Origin of the sequence: Clostridium sp., from assembly GCF_026168755.1 — a bacterium.
Lineage (GTDB): Bacteria > Bacillota > Clostridia > Clostridiales > Clostridiaceae > Clostridium.
The window spans coordinates 21,421-38,574 of record NZ_JAPFDR010000002.1 but is presented as its reverse complement, the minus strand read 5'-3'; the positions used below and the strand labels follow the sequence as shown (position 1 = coordinate 38,574).

The 17,154-nt window shown below is 28.2% G+C and carries 28 protein-coding genes; 21 read left to right on the top strand and 7 right to left on the bottom strand.

Features of this window, described 5'->3' with window-relative positions; translation table 11 throughout:
• Positions 1 to 29 precede the first annotated feature (29 nt).
• Complete coding sequence (locus Q0Y03_RS01400) at positions 30 to 1,757, top strand: ABC transporter ATP-binding protein (protein ID WP_297712077.1); 1,728 nt, start codon at positions 30 to 32, stop codon at positions 1,755 to 1,757.
• The gene (locus Q0Y03_RS01395; protein WP_297712076.1) at positions 1,757 to 3,529 is read left to right on the top strand and encodes an ABC transporter ATP-binding protein; all 1,773 of its coding nucleotides are present in this window, start codon (positions 1,757 to 1,759) and stop codon (positions 3,527 to 3,529) included. The genes Q0Y03_RS01400 and Q0Y03_RS01395 overlap by 1 nt, the downstream gene beginning before the upstream one ends.
• 140 nt (positions 3,530 to 3,669) lie before the next feature.
• Here the strand turns inward: Q0Y03_RS01395 and Q0Y03_RS01390 are convergent, their stop codons facing one another.
• Together Q0Y03_RS01390 and Q0Y03_RS01385 are read right to left on the bottom strand one after the other, a co-directional pair.
• Positions 3,670 to 4,491 carry a nitroreductase family protein gene (locus Q0Y03_RS01390; RefSeq protein ID WP_297712075.1) on the bottom strand — a complete coding sequence of 274 codons (822 nt, stop codon included), beginning with the start codon at positions 4,489 to 4,491 and terminating at the stop codon, positions 3,670 to 3,672.
• A gap of 42 nt (positions 4,492 to 4,533) precedes the next feature.
• Positions 4,534 to 5,190, bottom strand: coding sequence for a nitroreductase family protein (locus Q0Y03_RS01385; protein WP_297712169.1), 657 nt, complete (start codon positions 5,188 to 5,190; stop codon positions 4,534 to 4,536).
• A 26-nt stretch (positions 5,191 to 5,216) separates the two neighbouring features.
• On the opposite strand from Q0Y03_RS01385, the gene Q0Y03_RS01380 reads away from it, so the two are divergent.
• Positions 5,217 to 5,867, top strand: coding sequence for a LysR substrate-binding domain-containing protein (locus Q0Y03_RS01380; RefSeq protein WP_297712074.1), 651 nt, complete (start codon positions 5,217 to 5,219; stop codon positions 5,865 to 5,867).
• Positions 5,868 to 5,964: 97 nt separating this feature from the next.
• On the top strand, positions 5,965 to 6,369 hold the full coding sequence (locus Q0Y03_RS01375) for an arsenate reductase ArsC (protein WP_297712073.1): 405 nt from the start codon (positions 5,965 to 5,967) through the stop codon (positions 6,367 to 6,369).
• 16 nt (positions 6,370 to 6,385) lie between these two features.
• On the opposite strand, the gene Q0Y03_RS01370 is transcribed toward Q0Y03_RS01375, so the two are convergent.
• The 4 genes from Q0Y03_RS01370 to Q0Y03_RS01355 are packed head-to-tail and all read right to left on the bottom strand — an operon-like array spanning position 6,386 to position 8,984.
• Positions 6,386 to 7,702 (bottom strand): recombinase family protein, encoded by a 1,317-nt coding sequence (locus Q0Y03_RS01370; RefSeq protein ID WP_297712072.1) that lies wholly within the window; start codon positions 7,700 to 7,702, stop codon positions 6,386 to 6,388.
• A gap of 28 nt (positions 7,703 to 7,730) precedes the next feature.
• Positions 7,731 to 7,892, bottom strand: coding sequence for a hypothetical protein (locus tag Q0Y03_RS01365; protein WP_297712071.1), 162 nt, complete (start codon positions 7,890 to 7,892; stop codon positions 7,731 to 7,733).
• 53 nt (positions 7,893 to 7,945) lie between these two features.
• A complete protein-coding gene (locus tag Q0Y03_RS01360) occupies positions 7,946 to 8,437 on the bottom strand; it encodes an ImmA/IrrE family metallo-endopeptidase (RefSeq protein WP_297712070.1) in 492 nt (163 codons plus the stop codon).
• Positions 8,438 to 8,459: 22 nt separating this feature from the next.
• Positions 8,460 to 8,984, bottom strand: coding sequence for an XRE family transcriptional regulator (locus tag Q0Y03_RS01355; protein ID WP_297712069.1), 525 nt, complete (start codon positions 8,982 to 8,984; stop codon positions 8,460 to 8,462).
• Positions 8,985 to 9,175: 191 nt separating this feature from the next.
• On the opposite strand from Q0Y03_RS01355, the gene Q0Y03_RS01350 reads away from it, so the two are divergent.
• From Q0Y03_RS01350 to Q0Y03_RS01330, 5 genes are read left to right on the top strand one after another with little or no spacing between them, the layout of a single operon-like run.
• Positions 9,176 to 9,391 (top strand): hypothetical protein, encoded by a 216-nt coding sequence (locus Q0Y03_RS01350; RefSeq protein WP_297712068.1) that lies wholly within the window; start codon positions 9,176 to 9,178, stop codon positions 9,389 to 9,391.
• 12 nt (positions 9,392 to 9,403) lie between these two features.
• On the top strand, positions 9,404 to 10,081 hold the full coding sequence (locus Q0Y03_RS01345; RefSeq protein ID WP_297712067.1) for an ORF6N domain-containing protein: 678 nt from the start codon (positions 9,404 to 9,406) through the stop codon (positions 10,079 to 10,081).
• 31 nt (positions 10,082 to 10,112) lie between these two features.
• Positions 10,113 to 10,247 (top strand): hypothetical protein, encoded by a 135-nt coding sequence (locus tag Q0Y03_RS01340; protein ID WP_297712066.1) that lies wholly within the window; start codon positions 10,113 to 10,115, stop codon positions 10,245 to 10,247.
• Positions 10,248 to 10,280: 33 nt separating this feature from the next.
• Positions 10,281 to 11,129: a phage antirepressor KilAC domain-containing protein gene (locus tag Q0Y03_RS01335; protein ID WP_297712065.1), complete on the top strand. Its 849-nt coding sequence runs from the start codon at positions 10,281 to 10,283 to the stop codon at positions 11,127 to 11,129.
• 1 nt (position 11,130) lies between these two features.
• On the top strand, positions 11,131 to 11,445 hold the full coding sequence (locus tag Q0Y03_RS01330; protein WP_297712064.1) for a hypothetical protein: 315 nt from the start codon (positions 11,131 to 11,133) through the stop codon (positions 11,443 to 11,445).
• Between the two features lie 24 nt (positions 11,446 to 11,469).
• Here Q0Y03_RS01330 and Q0Y03_RS01325 read toward each other — a convergent pair whose 3' ends face one another.
• Positions 11,470 to 11,640 carry a hypothetical protein gene (locus tag Q0Y03_RS01325; RefSeq protein ID WP_297712063.1) on the bottom strand — a complete coding sequence of 57 codons (171 nt, stop codon included), beginning with the start codon at positions 11,638 to 11,640 and terminating at the stop codon, positions 11,470 to 11,472.
• A 63-nt stretch (positions 11,641 to 11,703) separates the two neighbouring features.
• Here Q0Y03_RS01325 and Q0Y03_RS01320 point away from each other — a divergent pair, with 63 nt between their 5' ends.
• The 12 genes from Q0Y03_RS01320 to Q0Y03_RS01265 all read left to right on the top strand — a co-directional run bounded on the left by Q0Y03_RS01320 (position 11,704) and on the right by Q0Y03_RS01265 (position 17,073).
• Positions 11,704 to 11,868, top strand: coding sequence for an AbrB/MazE/SpoVT family DNA-binding domain-containing protein (locus tag Q0Y03_RS01320; RefSeq protein WP_297712062.1), 165 nt, complete (start codon positions 11,704 to 11,706; stop codon positions 11,866 to 11,868).
• A 4-nt stretch (positions 11,869 to 11,872) separates the two neighbouring features.
• Complete coding sequence (locus Q0Y03_RS01315) at positions 11,873 to 12,007, top strand: hypothetical protein (RefSeq protein WP_297712061.1); 135 nt, start codon at positions 11,873 to 11,875, stop codon at positions 12,005 to 12,007.
• Between the two features lie 2 nt (positions 12,008 to 12,009).
• The gene (locus Q0Y03_RS01310; RefSeq protein WP_297712060.1) at positions 12,010 to 12,333 is read left to right on the top strand and encodes an aspartyl-phosphate phosphatase Spo0E family protein; all 324 of its coding nucleotides are present in this window, start codon (positions 12,010 to 12,012) and stop codon (positions 12,331 to 12,333) included.
• The gene (locus Q0Y03_RS01305) at positions 12,334 to 12,516 is read left to right on the top strand and encodes a hypothetical protein (RefSeq protein ID WP_297712059.1); all 183 of its coding nucleotides are present in this window, start codon (positions 12,334 to 12,336) and stop codon (positions 12,514 to 12,516) included.
• 28 nt (positions 12,517 to 12,544) lie between these two features.
• A complete protein-coding gene (locus Q0Y03_RS01300) occupies positions 12,545 to 13,060 on the top strand; it encodes a host-nuclease inhibitor Gam family protein (protein ID WP_297712058.1) in 516 nt (171 codons plus the stop codon).
• Between the two features lie 11 nt (positions 13,061 to 13,071).
• A complete protein-coding gene (locus Q0Y03_RS01295) occupies positions 13,072 to 13,659 on the top strand; it encodes an ERF family protein (protein ID WP_297712057.1) in 588 nt (195 codons plus the stop codon).
• The gene (locus Q0Y03_RS01290; RefSeq protein ID WP_297712056.1) at positions 13,656 to 13,952 is read left to right on the top strand and encodes a hypothetical protein; all 297 of its coding nucleotides are present in this window, start codon (positions 13,656 to 13,658) and stop codon (positions 13,950 to 13,952) included. Before Q0Y03_RS01295 ends, Q0Y03_RS01290 begins: the two co-directional genes overlap by 4 nt.
• Positions 13,953 to 13,963: 11 nt before the next feature.
• The gene (locus Q0Y03_RS01285) at positions 13,964 to 14,782 is read left to right on the top strand and encodes a hypothetical protein (RefSeq protein ID WP_297712055.1); all 819 of its coding nucleotides are present in this window, start codon (positions 13,964 to 13,966) and stop codon (positions 14,780 to 14,782) included.
• On the top strand, positions 14,712 to 15,488 hold the full coding sequence (locus Q0Y03_RS01280; RefSeq protein ID WP_297712054.1) for an ATP-binding protein: 777 nt from the start codon (positions 14,712 to 14,714) through the stop codon (positions 15,486 to 15,488). Before Q0Y03_RS01285 ends, Q0Y03_RS01280 begins: the two co-directional genes overlap by 71 nt.
• A 9-nt stretch (positions 15,489 to 15,497) precedes the next feature.
• Positions 15,498 to 15,800: a hypothetical protein gene (locus Q0Y03_RS01275; RefSeq protein ID WP_297712053.1), complete on the top strand. Its 303-nt coding sequence runs from the start codon at positions 15,498 to 15,500 to the stop codon at positions 15,798 to 15,800.
• An 86-nt stretch (positions 15,801 to 15,886) separates the two neighbouring features.
• The gene (locus Q0Y03_RS01270; RefSeq protein ID WP_055291074.1) at positions 15,887 to 16,285 is read left to right on the top strand and encodes a hypothetical protein; all 399 of its coding nucleotides are present in this window, start codon (positions 15,887 to 15,889) and stop codon (positions 16,283 to 16,285) included.
• 74 nt (positions 16,286 to 16,359) lie between these two features.
• Complete coding sequence (locus tag Q0Y03_RS01265; protein ID WP_297712052.1) at positions 16,360 to 17,073, top strand: hypothetical protein; 714 nt, start codon at positions 16,360 to 16,362, stop codon at positions 17,071 to 17,073.
• Positions 17,074 to 17,154: the final 81 nt, after the last annotated feature.

Below are 17,154 nucleotides of genomic sequence, written 5' to 3'. Positions count from 1 at the left end.
AATTATATTTACAAGAGGAGGTATAATAAGTGAAATTAATATTAAAGTACTTAAAAAATTATAAAGATCTTATTTCATTAAACTTATTAGGGGTATTTGGTTTTGCATTAGTAGAACTTGGAATACCAACAATAATGGCCCATGTAATAGACAAGGGTATAGCTTATAATGATATAAGTTATGTAAAAAGAATGGGAATTGTAATTGTAGCAATTTCAATATTGGGAGCCATGGGAACTATACTTTTAGGATATACATCAGCAAATATCTCAACAAAAATTATAAGAGATATAAGAAATGATATATTTAAAAAAGCACAGAGTTTTTCTCATAGTGAATATGATAAATTTGGTATATCTTCAATGATAACAAGAACAACAAACGATGCTTTTCAAGTAATGCAATTTACAAATACAATATTAAGAATGGCAATGATATGTCCAGTAATGTTTGTTATAAGCTTGTTTATGATATTAAAAACAAGTGCTAAGTTATCAATAATATTAGTAGTTACATTACCACTTATAGTATTTGGTGTATTTTTAATAGCAAAAACATCACATCCATGGTCACAAACTCAACAAAAAAACTTAGATAAATTAAATAGAATATCAAGAGAAAATTTAACTGGAATAAGAGTTATTAGAGCTTTTGGTAATGACGATTATGAAGGCAAGAGATTTAATGAAGCAAATAACCAATATGCAGGTATTTCAAAGAAATTATTCAAATTAATGTCAGTAGCACAGCCATCATTTTTCTTACTACTTAACTTAGCAATAATAGTATTGTTTTGGATAGCAAGTAAAATGATTAATGTAGGAACATTACAAGTTGGACAATTAGTTGCATTTATAGAATATTTATTCCATGCAATGTTTTCATTAATGTTATTTTCTAATGTATTTGTTATGTATCCAAAAGCTCAGGTTTCAGCAGAAAGAATTGAAGAACTATTATCTTCAGAATCATTAATTAAGGATCCAGAAAAAGGAGTTACAGAAACAAATAATGAAGGTACATTAGAATTTAATGATGTTACATTTATATATCCTGATGGAGAAGAAGCTGTAATAAAGAATGTTTCATTTAAAGCTAAAAAAGGAGAAACTATAGCGTTTATAGGAAGTACTGGTAGTGGTAAATCTACACTTATAAATCTTATACCAAGATTTTATGATGTTACTAGTGGTTCTATAAAAATAGATGGAGTAGATGTAAGAGATTTTCAATTAAAATCATTACGTAAAAAAATAGGATTTATAAGACAAAAGAATTTATTATTTACAGGAAGTATAAAAAGTAATATTAAATTTGGTAAACATGAAGCAAGCGATGATGAAATAGTACATAGCGCAAAAGTTGCACAAGCCTATGACTTTATAAGTAAGAAGGAAAAAGGATTTGATGAACCAATAGGTGAAGGTGGAGCAAATGTTTCTGGAGGACAAAAACAAAGATTGTCTATAGCAAGAGCTTTAGTTAGAAAACCAGAAATTTATATTTTTGATGATAGTTTTTCAGCATTAGATTTTAAAACAGATGCTATTTTAAGAGCTGAGTTAAAGAAAGAAACTACAGATGCAATAGTTTTAATAGTAGCACAAAGAATAGGTTCAATTATGGATGCAGATAAAATAATAGTTTTAGATGAAGGTGAAGTAGTTGGAATTGGAAAGCACAAGGAACTATTAAAGACATGCTCTATATATAAAGAAATAGCATTATCACAACTTACAGAGGAGGAATTAGCATAATGACAAATATTAAAGATTCAATAAAAAAAATTACTCCTTTTGTTAAACCATATAGAATAGGATTTTTGACTGCTATTTTACTTATAATAGTAGCAGCTGTATTTACGGCACTTGCACCTATAACTGAAGGATTAGTTATAACTCAACTTACTAATGATTCTTTTGATTTAATAAAAGGTGTAGAAGGAGCAAGTGTAAACTTTAAATATATTACAGGTGTTTTAGTATTATTACTTGTAGTGTATTTAGGAAATGTACTAGCAACTTATGGAGCAAGTTTTTTACTTACAAATGCTATTCAAAATAGTATGAGAGATTTAAGAGGAGCAGTTCAAGATAAAATAAGAAGATTACCTGTTAGTTATTTTGATAAAAATAGCTATGGTGATGTATTAAGTAGAATTACAAATGATATAGATACTATTTCAAATGCACTTCAACAAAGTTTCAGCCAAGTTGTAAATTCAGTATTATCAGTAACGTTAGCTCTTATTATGATGTACTCTATAAATTTTAAATTGGCATTAATAGGAACACTTATAATTCCACTTAGCTATATAGTTTCAAGGGTAGTAGTAGGCAAGTCACAAGGATATTTTAAAACTCAACAAGATGCTTTAGGTAAATTAAATGGTACAGTTCAAGAAATGTATACAGGATTTAATGAAATAAAGCTATATGGTAAGGAAGAGGATGCAATAGAGGAGTTTACTGCTATAAATGGTGAACTTCAAGTGGCAGGTTTTAAGGCGCAGTTTATCTCAAGTACTATGGGACCTTTAGTTTCATTAATCTGTTATTTAGGAATAGCTGCAATAGGTATATTTGGAGCTATTATATCAATTGCAGGAGGAATTACAGTTGGTAATCTTCAAGCATTTATAAGATATGTATGGCAAATAAATCAACCATTATCTCAAGTGACTCAATTATCATCAGCAATTCAATCAGCTTTTGCTGCAGTTGATAGAGTAGTTGAATTTTTAAATGAAGAAGATCAACTTGAAGATAAGGAAAATTCTATAAAGTTAGATGAACCAAAAGGAAATGTTTCATTTGAGCATGTAAGATTTGGGTATAGCGATGATAAGATTTTAATTGAAGATTTAAATGTAGAAGTTAAATCAGGACAAATGGTAGCAATAGTAGGTCCTACAGGTGCTGGTAAAACTACATTAATCAATTTACTTATGAGATTTTATGAGCTTAAAGGTGGAGCAATTAAAATTGATGGAGTAGATACTAGGGATATGAAACGTGAAGATTTACGTAGTATGTTTGGTATGGTTCTTCAAGATACATGGTTATTTAATGGTACTATAGAAGATAATATAAAATATGGTAGATTTGATGCTACAAAAGATGATGTTATACGTGCAACTAAGATAGCAAATGTACATCATTTTATTAAAACTCTTCCTGATGGATATAATATGTTTTTAAATGAAGAGGCATCAAATATATCTCAAGGTGAAAAACAATTATTAACTATAGCAAGAGCAATAATTTCTGATCCTAAGATTCTTATATTAGATGAAGCAACAAGTTCAGTTGATACTAGAGTAGAGCTTATGCTTCAACAGGCTATGCAAAATGTAATGAAGGGAAGAACAAGCTTTGTTATAGCTCATAGATTATCAACTATAAAAAGTGCTGATTTAATATTAGTTATTAAAGATGGAAATATAATTGAGCAAGGAAATCATGAAGAGCTTATGGCTAAGGGTGGTTTCTATGAGGAATTATATAATAGCCAATTTGCAAAGAATTAAATAGTAATTTAAAAATAAAAACTACGGCAAAAAATAATGCCGTAGTTTTTTGATATATTTCTAGGGGATGTAAAAAAGCTAGATTAAGTTGATATGAATCATTTTTCATAAACTTAACTTATCCCTAAGGTATATATAGCTTATTTCCAGTTTATATTAACTTTTTTTCTTGGAACAGTTCTATGATATTTAACATCAGGATATCCAATTACTAAACAAGAAATTATTTGTTTACCATCTTTTATTTCAAGTAAATCTAAAATTTCTTTATTATCTTGTGAAGCAACTAATAAGAAGCCACTAAAGAAAGTACCAAGACCTAAAGCATCTGTCATAAGTTCCATATTAGAGGAAGCCAATCCACCATTAATTTGAGAAGGAGAAGTAACAAAAATTACTGTTGGAGCATTAAAAAATAATCTATCATTTTTTATAGGATCTTTTTTAAACTCAGAATAACTATGTAGCCACATATTAGCATATCTTTTTAGATGTTCTGTTTCAGGAGTTAAGTTTGCTAATATATATTCACCTTTTTTCTTTAAGCTAGAATAAGCTAATTCTTTTAATTTATCTAATTTATCAGTAACTACTGTATAAGAAACATCTTGACTGTTAGTTGAAGTTTGAGTAAATCTACCAGCTTCAATAATTTGTTCAAGTTTTTCTTTTTCTACAGATTTATTTTTAAAACGTCTAACACTTCTTCTAAATTTAATGAAGTTTAAAAGATTCTCAGCTTCTATTGAAAAAGATTCTTTATTATAAGGTTTTACTTCATTCATATTATAATCATCGCTTGAAACAGCATCTACAGGACAGACTGCGACACAATGAGCACACTTAATGCAACCTTCATTATTAATATCAGCTTTTCCATCCTTTAGTGAAATAACACGAGTAGGACAATCTTGAATACATTGTGTACAAGCAATACATTTTTCTCTATTTACTTTAAACATTTATATACACTCCTTAGTTTTTAATATGAATTATTTTTAAGTTTATTTATCAATCCAAGATATAATGTAAGTAAAATCTGAATTTTTTATATTTTTTAAAGAATCTATTGAAGTAAAATTACCACTTAACCCATTTTCAATAGATGTTAAATGGAAATGACAAAGTGCAATTCCTAAATCAATTTTAGTTAATCCTTTAGCACTAACTAAATAAAAGTGTAAGTTATTATTATCTTTTAACACTCTCCAAGGCTGTTTATTAAGTGCAGATGGGGCAAGTCTCAGCATTTCAAGTGATTGATTGTATTTATAAAAATGACTATTATCAAGGGGAGTATTGAAATTTTCATTAAAGAATATTTCAGAGTAATTTTTACGTTTATCAGTATTACTACCAAATAAAGTAGCTATAAGTGATTTTTTACCTCCTTCATATCCTACAGGAGCAACTATGGGTAATATTTCTTTTTCATCAAGATTTATAGCTTTAGCAAAGCCACTTTTATTAAATGTACCACCTAACCATACAGTACCTAAGCCTAAAGAGGTACAATATAAAATAACTTTTTCTAAAGTATATCCTAAAGCTATTAAACTTAAATCATCATTTTCACAGGCAGCTGTTAAAAAGTAGTTTGCACCTTTTATAACACCATAAGTTCCAAGTTTTGATTCATTATTAGATTGACTTTTCTCTATTAAATTAATTCTTAGGAGATTAAAATATGAATTTACAACAATTAGAATATTTTAAAGTTATAGCAGAAACAAAAAACTTTACTACAGCATCAAATATTTTACCATTTTTAATAAGTAGTTTTTTAAATAGTCATATTCAAACAAAATTTAACTTTAATAATGAAAGTACAGATGAAATATTAAAGGATTTAAAGTATGGAAAAATAGATTTAGGTTTTTTTGATGATATTAAAAGGTTTAATGATTATCCTGAAATAGAGGTTTCATTAGTAAAAAAAGAAAAATATGTATTAATAGTTCCTAAAAATCATTATTTATCTAATAAAGAAGAGGTATATTTAAAAGAATTAAAAGAAGAAAATTTTATAGTTTATAATACAAGAGATAATGAAAAGAAAATATCTTATGCTGAACTTATAGGTTATACACCTAAAATATCGGTGGAACCTACTGAAGCTAGTATGCTTGCAAGCTTAGTTTCTGCAGGGGCTGGTATTTCAGTAGTTGTAAATACACCTATGATTAATACAAATAAAATTTCTAAAATAAGAATAAAAGATGACATTGGATATAAGAAAATTTATATGGGATGGAACAAGGAAACTTATATATCAAAAATTGCAGAAGAGTTTAAGGAGCATGTTATAAAAAAATATAAATCAATGGTAATTTTTTGAAAATAATTATATTATAAGTATAAAATATTGACTAAATATAGATAATAATCTATATTTAAGGTGTTTAATAGTATATATTTATAGGGAGAGATTGATTATGAATAAACCAAAGGTAGCATTTATATGTGTACATAATTCTTGTAGATCACAAATGGCAGAAGCATTAGGAAAAAAATACGGTATAGATGTTTTTGAAAGTTATTCAGCTGGAACAGAAACAAAACCACAAATTAATCAAGATGCAGTAAGGATAATTAAGAATCTATATGATATTGATATGAATGAAACTCAAAGGTCAAAACTGTTGGGTGACATACCGAAGGTTGATATTGTTATAAAAATGGGATGTAATGTTGTATGTCCATATTTACCAGCAAAACATGTAGAAGATTGGGGATTGGAAGATCCTACTGGTAACGAACAAAAAATAATAAGTTGTGCATTAGAAATAGAAAAAAAGGTTAAGGATTTAGCTAAAAGGATAAACAATAAAGAAATATAATTATATATGACCATGATTAGTGAAATTTCAATTTCACATTACATTCATGGTCTATTTTAATTTCCTTTATAAAACTTCTCCAAAAAGCTCGTTTATCTTCTCTATCTAAGTTCATATAAGTTTCTTTAAAATCAATATTAAGCATTTCTTTATAATATTCTATATTGAACTCATCTTGTGGACATTCATCTTCAATTATTTTAGATTTATAAAATTCATGTTTTTCTTTATATTCTTCTAATGATATAAAATCATTTATATATAAATCATTAAGTTTTTTTATTTTATTTTCGATTTCAGTTTTATTGCTTTTTTTAGGTTTATTTTTCTTTTTAACTTCATAATCTACTATATACTCATGTAGTTGTATTTTGAATTGCTCTATAATTTTCTTTTCAATTTTTTTCTCACTAATACAACGGTTATTATCACAGAGTTTTCTATAAAAATTATAGTTGCATCTATAATTAAAGAAAAATTTTTCATTATGTTTTGTATTAAAGCCGCCAAGATTATGATTGCAATGGCTACATACAAGTAAGCTTGAAAATAAATAAATGCGATTGGAAGTATTAGTAGATATATTCCTTTTTAAAATGGTTTGTATTTTATCAAATCTTTTTTTATCTATTATTGCAGGGCAATAATTAACTATTCCCCTATATTCACCTTTGTATAAAGAATTACTTAGTATATTTGAAATGGTTTTATACGATAAATTGACACCAAGTTCATCTCTTATAAAATTCATAGTAGATCTTTTAGATTGATGAATTTCAAAATGAGAAAATATAGATTCAACTATATTTATAGTTTCTTTATCAATAACCAATTTTTTATTTTCTATTTTATAGCCTTTCGGAACTTTACCAGTTATAACTTCTTTATTCTTTATTTTATTTTTAAATACAACTTTAATTCTTTCACTAGTAACAGCTGCTTCATTTTCAGCGACAGAAAGCATTATATTTATATGAAGTTGACCAGCAGCAGTAGAGGTATCATAGTTTTCAAAAATTGTTTTCCAATTAACTTTATGATTATCAAGTACATCCTGTATTTTATAATAATTTCTAACCCCTCTAGACCATCTATCTATTTTAGTAAAGATTATTAAATCTATTTTGTTTTCTTGCACATCTTTAAGTAATCTTTGCAAGCTAGGTCGTTTTAATGAGGTAGCGGTAAAGCCATCATCAATGTAGTAATCAACTATTTTGTGTTGATTCCTTTGTACATATTCTATAAGTGCTTGTTTTTGTGCTTCTATAGAGTCACCATGTAGGGCTTGTTCTTCGGTGCTTACTCTAATATATAAGGCTACTCTTAACATGTAATTTACTCCTTTATTATAAAAATAATTATTTATTTAATTCTTTTTCTTTAATTTCAATCAAATTTTTTTCAATTACTTTCAAATCTTCAATTGTTATTAATTTATCTTCAAAGATTGTGAATTTACAATTGTAAGTAAGGCAAATATTTTTATATAGCATTTCTGCTTCATAATTATAAAATTTCATTAACTCACTCCTTATACTTTTTAGAAATTTAAAATAAACAGCTACAGAAGTAGCTATTTATTTTTATAATTAAATAGTCCACCTAAGTCTTTAATAATACCTAGGTTAGGTTCAAGTTGTAAGTAGTAGTTGCCAACTAAAACACCTATTCCATATCGCTTTTTATAATCTTCAATAAGCTCTTCAAAAAAATCTTCACTTATATTAAGATAATCAGCTATTTCATATCTATTATTACAACCTTTTTTGATTGCATGAATAATATCATCAGGTTCTATTAATAGGTTGTAACCGTATCTTCTAGCTTTTAATTCTTGCTTTTTATTATTTATATCCTTTTGATTAGTAATATCACCAACAGTAAGATAGTAGTGACCTATTTCTTCAGCTAATATACAAGCCTTTTCCTTTGTAGTTATTCTATTGTTAATATAAATTGTATTACCAATACATTTTCCGCAAGGAGCGTCAGTACCTAAATCTATTTCTACTACTAAAAAACCTTGTTTATTTGCATTTATTAACAAATCATCATATTCTCTCATTCGTAAAATTATCCTCAATATATTATTGTTGTTTCTTTATATATTCATTTATTCTTTCATTCATGATATTTTTTTCTTCATCAGTTAGATTATCATCATGACAAGCAATAGGCATTAAGTGTTCTTTACCTGGTTCTTCCCATATTTGTTTTTCTATTTTAGGAAGTTCGACAACTTTGTTATCTTTTTCTTTAGTTGCAGTTATTTCATTAATTGTATTATCTTTATAATTTTTAGAGACATAATCTGAATGACTTAAAATCATTTTCTTACCTTCATCATTTGATTTATTGTAGTTTTCTAATAATGTTGTTTCTTCTTGAGAGAGATTATTGTTTGGTGGAATAATTTCTAATGGCTCGAATGTTTTTATATCAATGTTTAGAACATCACAGATTTTAATGATTCTATCAACCGCCATTCCTCCAATACCTTTGTCTAATGCGCTTGTTAAGGTTGTACTTGGAATTTCTACTATTTTAGAGAATTCACGAATACTGTTATATTTACTTAAAATAATATGTTTAAGCTTTTCCGTTTTATCCATACTTATTTATCTCCTTTCGTTATATATATAATAACATTTAATGCACGAAATTTCAATAAATATAAACGAAATATCGTAAAAAAATAAAAAAACTTAAGAAAATAAAAAAAATATAGTTGACTTTAAACGAAATATAGTTTAACATAAATTCAACGAACGAAATAACGTTCAATGCAAAAGGAGGAAAAGATATGTATAACAATTTAGAAGCTGAAATTGTCAGAAAGAGAATAAAGAAGCAAGATATCGCTAAAGAAATTGGACGTACTTACAATACTTTAAATCTAAAAATTGCAGGTAAATATCAATTTACTTATGATGAAGCGCTAGCAATTCAAGAAAAGTTCTTTCCAGAATATGATTTTAAAAAATTGTTTGAGAAGTTTGTTTCTAAAAAAGAGAGCTAAGGAGGGAGAAAAGTGAATAATCAAATTGTAAAAATTAATAATTCTGATTTATTAATAAAAGAATTTAGTGGACAAAGGGTAGTAACTTTTAAAGATATTGATATGCTACATCAAAGAGTAGAAGGAACTGCAAAAAGTAATTTTTATGAGAATAAGAAACATTTTATAGAAAATGAGGATTACTTCATAATTAAAAAATCTTTAAAGTACGAAATTCCTACTTTAGAGATTCCAAACAGAGGAATAACAGTTTTAACAGAAAGTGGTTATTTAATGTTAGTAAAATCACTTCAAGATGATTTAGCTTGGAAAGTTCAAAGAGAATTAGTTAATAACTATTTCAGAATAAAGGAAGTAGTTAATAGCAAGAAATTATTCAATGAATTTAAAGGTCAATTAACAACATTGGTAAATGATATATTTGAGGACAAGCTATCAGAGGTAAAAGAATATTACAAAATTAAAAGTAAATCCAAGACTGATATATCAAATTACATTAAGAAAAGATTAGGGATATTAAGGGCTGATGATGAATACGAGCAAGTTAAAGCGAGAGTATTTTTAATTTTAGGAATAACTAAGTGGGAAGATTTAGACATAGATAATTATAAATCAGTTTTACCAGTTATTGATGAAAGTATAAGAATTGTTAAATTAGATAGACCACAACAAATTGGCATGTGGGATTAGAAATATGAGTTAAAGTGAGGGGGAGTATATTATGGAAGTTAAAGTTCATGGTTTTGAAAACTTAACAATACAACATATACAAAAAGCTTTTGATGTTTTAGGTAAATTACAAAGCGATAAATATGGTGTTGAAATTAGCTATACAGTTAAAAAATTAATTAAGTAAGGTAACTTATTAAAAAATTAAGGAGGAAAATAAATGGAAGTAAAACACAAGCATAAAGAAGGAGTTCAATTATTTGTTAATAAAGAATTAGAACTTGAAGTAAGAGCGATTAAAAATGATGATGGAAGTATTTCTTTAAATGCAGAAGATTCAGCGAAAGGGCTTGGGTGGACTACCGTTGCCACAAGTGGCAACACAGTTGTTAGATGGAATAGGGTTAATAAATATATTTCTGAATTTGGTTCATACCCACAAGTGGGTACGAATGATTTTATACCAGAGAGTTTATTTTATTTATTAGCAATGAAAGCAAATAATGAATTAGCTAAAAAGTTTCAAATGTGGTTAGCAACAGAAGTATTACCAAGTATGAGAAAACATGGAATGTATGCAACAGATGAATTATTAGATAATCCAGATTTACTTATAGCAGCAGCAACTAAATTAAAAGAGGAAAGAGCTGCAAGGTTAGAAGCTGAAAAGAAAGTTGAAAATCTAACTTTAATAAATGCTCAACAAAACCAAAGGATAGGAGAGTTACAACCAAAAGCTACTTACTATGATTTAATACTTCAAAATAATTCATTATTAGCAATATCAGCAATAGCTAAAGATTATGGAATGAGTGGTACAAGCTTAAATAAAAAATTACATGAATTAGGAGTTCAATATAAATTAGGAGAGCAATGGCTATTGTATGCTAAGTATCACGATAAGGGATATACATTCTCAAAAACACAAAATTATAGCAGAACTGATGGAAGTCAAGGAAGTAAGTTGCATACTTATTGGACACAAAAAGGCAGATTATTTATATATGACCTATTGAAGCAAAATGATATTTTACCATTAATTGAAAGAGGAGAAAGTGAGGTAATTTAATATGTTAAATAAAGAAGTTATTGAACAATTGGAAAGCTTAAAAGCACATTGTGAAAGCATGAAAGAGTCTGGAGAAGAATGGGAGAAAGATGTACAAGCTTTAAATTATGCAATTAAAGAGTTAGAAAGAACTGCTCAAGAAGTACCAGTTCAAGAGATTATAGAAAATCAAATTGAAAAATTAATAGATATACAAGAGGGAAATAAAAATTTTCGTCATAATAACTGTGTTGCTACTTGTTTAGCTGTATCAACTCAAATAAATGAATTATTAAAAATTTATTTAGAAATTAAAAAAACTACTACAACTAAATAGAAGTAGTTATAGTAGTTAAAAAGATTATTTTTCTGAACTTGAATCTAATTCATCAAATATAGTTTTGAAAAAAACACATACAGCTTCAGCAGTTTCCTTTTCATCACTATAATTAGAAATTAAGTTGTTTTCAATAGCTATTTCAGTTAGTTTTTTAGCAATGTTGAGTTTATCGATATTATCTAACTTAAGCATAAAAACACCCCCTTTAAAGAATATTTTACCATAAATATATTGTCTATAAAAGGAGAAAAATGTATGAAAAGTTTAGGAGTAGTCAGGAAAGTAGATAAGCTACGAAGAGTAGCAATACCAGTAGAAGTAAGAAAATTATTAAATCTTAAAGAAGGAGATTCATTAGAATTTTTCAAAGATGATGAAGGAGTAATAATAAGAAAGCATACTCCGAGTTTAAAGGAGTGAATCTATGGAAGGCTTAAATATATGGGGCATATGTACCTTTGTAATGCCCCTAGTGTTAATAATAATAATTGGGTTAATTCTAATAATTGCATCAATTTTAGATGGAATAGATAAGTTAATAAAGAGAATTAGGAGGTAAGTATGAAGGATTTAAGAGAAAAGCTTTATAAAGCTATTGATGAATACGGCATGACAGATGAAAGAACTGTTGCTATTAGCCAAGAATTGGACAAGATAGTTTGTAAAGAACAAAAGAAGTTAATTAAACCAAAGAAAGATTTAATTTGGATGGCTTGTAGCAATGATAAATATCAACTGCCAATTTTTATTGGAAGTTCTGCAGATGAATTAGGAAAAAGTTTAGGAGTTTCTAAACAAGCTATATATAATGCGGTTACTAGAGATGGAGGAAGTGGAGGATATAAAATTGTGCGAGTTGATGTTTCAAGTGAGGTAGTTGGATAAATGAAACAAGATGATTATATAGAAGAAGTTGCTAGATTAGCACATGAAATGATAGCAGATAAAGGATTAGATTATGACATTGCTATAGAAAGAGCAGAAAAGCTACTATCTGGTAGAGTTGGCGCTCATGAGCCAGTTAATAGCCTTATAAAAACATTCAAGGACAGTATAACAGAAAATTAAAAGAATTTAAACTAGGAGGAATTAAAAAATGAATATGTTATTACAAAATGATTTACAAGAAATTAAGGAGTTAAGAGAGGAATTTAAAGTAACTGACTTGCAAAGTGCTACATGGGTATTAAGAAAGTTAAGAGCAGTAAATGAAAAGATGAATGAAATTAATAATGTAGCAGCTGAACAAATAGCTAGTATTAATGAATGGGCAGAAAAGGAAGTTAAGTCATTAAATGATGATAAAGAATATTTTGAAAGTCTATTAAGTGCTTACTATATAGAGGAGAGAGCAAAAGATAAAAAGTTTAAATTATCAACTCCATATGGAAAAGTAACATCAAGAAAAACATCTAAATATATCTATGAAGATGAACAAGCAATAATGGATTACTGCTACGCGAATGAAATAGATGCAATTAGGGTTAAGACAGAACTGGATAAGACTGCATTAAAGAAGCTTTGTAAAGATGGTGTAAATCAAGCCACTGGTGAAATTGTTCCAGGAGTAAGAGTAGAAACTGTAGAGAACATAAGTATTAAAGCTGAATAGGAGAATTATATATGGGGATATATGATAAGTTGTTTAATATTCAACAGGAACTTAATGCTCCTAAGAACCAACGTAATAATTTTGGGAATTACAACTACAGAAGTTGTGAGGATATATTAGAAGCAGTAAAGCCTTTATTAAAGGAAAATAGATGTACTTTAAAGTTGAGTGATGAAATTGTTTATACAGAAGGTAGATATCATATAAAAGCTACAGCAACTTTAACAGATGTAGAAACAGGTGAAAAGGAATGGAGTACTGGTTTAGCTAGAGAAGAAGAAAGTAAAAAAGGCATGGACGGAAGTCAGATTACTGGAGCATCTTCTTCATATGCTAGAAAGTATGCATTAAATGGATTGTTCTGTATTGATGATAACAAGGATAGTGATTCAACCAACACTCATGGGAAAGAGGGTAAGTCAAGTACTACAAATTTATCTGCAGCACAAATTAGAAGGTTATATACATTAGCTAATAACGCTGGATATGATAAAGCAAAGATTGAACAAATGGTATTAACAAAATACAAAAAGGATATAAAATCACTTACCAAAGCAGAATATGACCATGTTTGTAACGGATTGGAGGGTAAGAAGTGATCTTAGAAAGAGTTGTTAATTTAAATTGGAGAAACCAAGAAGTTAAATATATAGATGGAGCATATGTGCAATTTATTACAGAGGATAAAACAGAAGGTGTTGTATTCGAAAATGAGCAGTTTGAGAATTTAGTGGATGATTATAGGCGCAGTATTGGGGAAAAGACTTTTAGTGAGTTAGAAGATGAAAATCTAGAATTAAAGATAGCGTTAGAAGAAGCTTATGAAATCATAGAAGCGAAGGAAAGACTAGAGGATGTTAACAGAGAAAGACATTTTAGTCCTTCTTACTAGAGGTAGTTAGTATGGCAGAGAGAAGAATGTTTTCCAAAACAATTATAGATAGTGATGCTTTTTTAGATATGCCACTTAGTACACAGGCTCTATACTTCCATTTAAGCATGAGAGCAGATGATGATGGATTTATAAATAATCCTAAAAAAATACAAAGAATGGTTGGGTGTAACCAAGATGATATTACGTTACTTATAGCTAAAAGATTTGTGATTCCTTTTGAAAGTGGTGTATGTGTAATAAAGCATTGGAGAATACACAATTATATAAGAAGTGATAGATATAAAGAGACTCCATACCAAGAAGAAAAAAGCCAATTAATATTAAAAGATAATAACTCTTATACCTTATCAAATGATGTGACTACCGTTGGTATACCAGACGGTGTACAAAATGGTTACCAATGTGAAACCCAGGTTAGGTTAGGTAAGGATAGGTTAGGTAAGGATAATAATACTATATCTAAAGATATAGTTAGTAGTACTAAAGTACAACCTATTATTGATTCTTGGAACTCAATAGGATTACAAAAGTTAGTAGCAATAAATCCTAACACAAATAGATATAGATTATTAAATGCAAGAATTAAAGAATATGGATTAGATACAGTATTAGAAGCAATAGAAAATATAAGATATTCAAGCTTCCTAAAAGGGCAGAATAATAAAAATTGGACAATTACATTTGATTGGCTGATTAAACCTAATAATTTTACAAAAGTATTAGAGGGGAATTATAGAGATAAAGGAGATAGCAATAATGGAGGTATTGAACAGAATATTAAATCAAGTGAAGATAAACAGCAATATAACTTCGGCTGCTTCGAATAATTACAAGTGTAATAAGTGTAAAGATACAACCTGGTTATTTAATGACGAGGGAAAAATAAAAGCTAGATGTGAATGTTATGAGTTGGATCTTATAAATAGAATGTGGGAAAGTTTCGGGGTAGCACCTAAAGATATAAAGCTGCTAAAAGAATATAAGCCTTATAACGATATAACTAACAAAGCTAGAGAAAAGGCAGTTGAATATATAAAAAGCTTTGATGAAATAAAAGATATTAGGGAAAATGGTTTTTGTTTAATGGGACAACCAGGAGCAGGGAAAACACATATAGTTACTGCAATAGGTAAGGCTTTATTAGATAAAAAAATACCAGTAGTGTATATGCCTTATATAGAGGTTATGAGGGAATTAAAGGCTTGTGCTATGGATGAGGAATATTATAACAAAACAATAGAGAAATATAAGAGAGCTAAAGTATTGATTATAGATGACTTATTTAAGGATAAGGTTAAGAAAGGTAAGTTAATAGGTGAACTTAAAGAACCAGATATTAAGCATATATATCCAATAATTAATTATAGATATTACAACTATCTACCTACTTTAATTTCTACAGAATGTACTCCAATAATGCTTTTAGATTTAGATGAAGCTTTAGGCGGTAGGATATTGGAGTGTTGTGGCAAGAGGTTTGGAACTGTATTTAAGAGTGATTGTAATTATAGGTTAAAAAAATATGTGGAATAGGTGTTAACTATGAGCTTTGAAGATGAATATAAAGAAGAAGCTTTACAGTATATCAATATTGTTAAGAGATTTGGTTCATTACAAGAGAATGATATAAGAGAAGCTTATAGATTAATGATTGATTCATTACAGGCTTATAATCGCTGGAGCAAGATTAAGTTAGATATAAAGAAAGACCTTAAAAGAGGAGAAAAGTCAGCATTAAAGGGTAGGCTAGAAGAAATATGTAAGTATCTAAAAGAAGTTCATACAACTTCAAGAATGATATGGAGTAAGGCAAAAGATGATTTAAAGGTTAATAGAGAAGAGTAGAAAAGTGAGTTAATTTTAGCAATAGCTATAACTATATATTTTCAATTAATAATCAATTAATAATAAGAGAAAGAAGGAAAAACATTATGAATAACATGATTAATTTAGAAACATTTGCAGATGGAGCATTAGCAGAAAAGGTAAATATGGCATTAAGAGAGGTGTTACAAAACATTACTGACCCAAACACAGATTATAAGGTTAAGAGAAAGCTAACAGTTGATATGACATTAACTACTGGAGAAGATAGAGAGCTTACAGAGGTTAACATAGTAGCAAAAACAAAGTTAGCACCAAGCAAGGCATTATCAGCAAAAATTGTTATTGGTTCAGATGGAAAAGGTGGAGTATTAGCAAGTGAATATAAAAAACAAGTTCCAGGACAAAGTGTAATGAGAGTAGATGAAGAAACTGGCGAAGTAGTAACAACAGCAGAAGAAAATGCAGAAAATATTGATTTAGAAGGAATCAGATTAGTTAAATAATTAAATTTATATATAGCCATGGCAAGGGGCTTAAACCTTGCACATTAATAAATAAAGTAAAGGTGGAAAAGAAAATGGAAAGAAGAGAAGCATTAGAATATTTAGTAGGTTTAGGTATGGAAAAGGAGCCAATAGTTGAGTTACCACAAGGAACATATACAAGAGAGTCTTTAAAAAGAGTTACAGCTCCAGTAGCAGAAGTTTTAAATGTAGCTACATTAACAGGTTTAGTTGATTATATAAAAACAAATGTAGATGAATTAGAAGGTGAGTTGTTAATACATGTTAAATCTCATAATGAAGTTAGATTATACAGCGCATTAAACTGTGATAGAGAAAGAGAGTTATATATAAAGGCAGATGCAATATTACCTAATAACATTAGATACAATGATTTTCTAGATACAGAAAGATTTAATATCATGTTACAAAGTTCATTTGTAGATGCAGGAGATAAAGCAGTCTTATTAAAGTATACAGGATTAGTTCAAGATGAAGCGGTAAAGTCAACTGGTGATGATGGAGTAAGCCAACAAGTAACAGTTAAAACAGGTGTAGCAAGTGTAGGACAAGCAATAGTACCTAATCCAGTATCATTAGCACCATATAGAACATTCCCAGAAGTAGAACAACCAACAAGTAAATTTATATTTAGGATGCAAAGCGGACCAAGAGCAGCATTATTTGAAGCTGATGGAGGAGCATGGAGAAATCAAGCAATTATTAATATAAAGAAATATTTAGAAAAAGAGTTAGAAGAAATTAAGAATATATCAATAATAGCTTAAGAATAAGGGGAGGGGAATCTCCCTAATTAATAAGGAGAAATATTATGAGTTGGATAACTGAAAGAGAATTACAAGAGTTTA

Excerpts from the sequence above, each read along its gene's own strand:
- Q0Y03_RS01395 (WP_297712076.1), top strand. The coding sequence starts at position 1,757 with ATGACAAATATTAAAGATTCAATAAAAAAAATTACTCCTTTTGTTAAA.
- Q0Y03_RS01390 (WP_297712075.1), bottom strand. The coding sequence starts at position 4,491 with ATGTTTAAAGTAAATAGAGAAAAATGTATTGCTTGTACACAATGTATT.
- Q0Y03_RS01380 (WP_297712074.1), top strand. The coding sequence starts at position 5,217 with ATGAATTTACAACAATTAGAATATTTTAAAGTTATAGCAGAAACAAAA.
- Q0Y03_RS01375 (WP_297712073.1), top strand. The coding sequence starts at position 5,965 with ATGAATAAACCAAAGGTAGCATTTATATGTGTACATAATTCTTGTAGA.
- Q0Y03_RS01370 (WP_297712072.1), bottom strand. The coding sequence starts at position 7,702 with ATGTTAAGAGTAGCCTTATATATTAGAGTAAGCACCGAAGAACAAGCC.
- Q0Y03_RS01365 (WP_297712071.1), bottom strand. The coding sequence starts at position 7,892 with ATGAAATTTTATAATTATGAAGCAGAAATGCTATATAAAAATATTTGC.
- Q0Y03_RS01360 (WP_297712070.1), bottom strand. The coding sequence starts at position 8,437 with ATGAGAGAATATGATGATTTGTTAATAAATGCAAATAAACAAGGTTTT.
- Q0Y03_RS01355 (WP_297712069.1), bottom strand. The coding sequence starts at position 8,984 with ATGGATAAAACGGAAAAGCTTAAACATATTATTTTAAGTAAATATAAC.
- Q0Y03_RS01350 (WP_297712068.1), top strand. The coding sequence starts at position 9,176 with ATGTATAACAATTTAGAAGCTGAAATTGTCAGAAAGAGAATAAAGAAG.
- Q0Y03_RS01340 (WP_297712066.1), top strand. The coding sequence starts at position 10,113 with ATGGAAGTTAAAGTTCATGGTTTTGAAAACTTAACAATACAACATATA.
- Q0Y03_RS01335 (WP_297712065.1), top strand. The coding sequence starts at position 10,281 with ATGGAAGTAAAACACAAGCATAAAGAAGGAGTTCAATTATTTGTTAAT.
- Q0Y03_RS01330 (WP_297712064.1), top strand. The coding sequence starts at position 11,131 with ATGTTAAATAAAGAAGTTATTGAACAATTGGAAAGCTTAAAAGCACAT.
- Q0Y03_RS01325 (WP_297712063.1), bottom strand. The coding sequence starts at position 11,640 with ATGCTTAAGTTAGATAATATCGATAAACTCAACATTGCTAAAAAACTA.
- Q0Y03_RS01320 (WP_297712062.1), top strand. The coding sequence starts at position 11,704 with ATGAAAAGTTTAGGAGTAGTCAGGAAAGTAGATAAGCTACGAAGAGTA.
- Q0Y03_RS01315 (WP_297712061.1), top strand. The coding sequence starts at position 11,873 with ATGGAAGGCTTAAATATATGGGGCATATGTACCTTTGTAATGCCCCTA.
- Q0Y03_RS01310 (WP_297712060.1), top strand. The coding sequence starts at position 12,010 with ATGAAGGATTTAAGAGAAAAGCTTTATAAAGCTATTGATGAATACGGC.
- Q0Y03_RS01305 (WP_297712059.1), top strand. The coding sequence starts at position 12,334 with ATGAAACAAGATGATTATATAGAAGAAGTTGCTAGATTAGCACATGAA.
- Q0Y03_RS01300 (WP_297712058.1), top strand. The coding sequence starts at position 12,545 with ATGAATATGTTATTACAAAATGATTTACAAGAAATTAAGGAGTTAAGA.
- Q0Y03_RS01295 (WP_297712057.1), top strand. The coding sequence starts at position 13,072 with ATGGGGATATATGATAAGTTGTTTAATATTCAACAGGAACTTAATGCT.
- Q0Y03_RS01285 (WP_297712055.1), top strand. The coding sequence starts at position 13,964 with ATGGCAGAGAGAAGAATGTTTTCCAAAACAATTATAGATAGTGATGCT.
- Q0Y03_RS01280 (WP_297712054.1), top strand. The coding sequence starts at position 14,712 with ATGGAGGTATTGAACAGAATATTAAATCAAGTGAAGATAAACAGCAAT.
- Q0Y03_RS01275 (WP_297712053.1), top strand. The coding sequence starts at position 15,498 with ATGAGCTTTGAAGATGAATATAAAGAAGAAGCTTTACAGTATATCAAT.
- Q0Y03_RS01270 (WP_055291074.1), top strand. The coding sequence starts at position 15,887 with ATGAATAACATGATTAATTTAGAAACATTTGCAGATGGAGCATTAGCA.
- Q0Y03_RS01265 (WP_297712052.1), top strand. The coding sequence starts at position 16,360 with ATGGAAAGAAGAGAAGCATTAGAATATTTAGTAGGTTTAGGTATGGAA.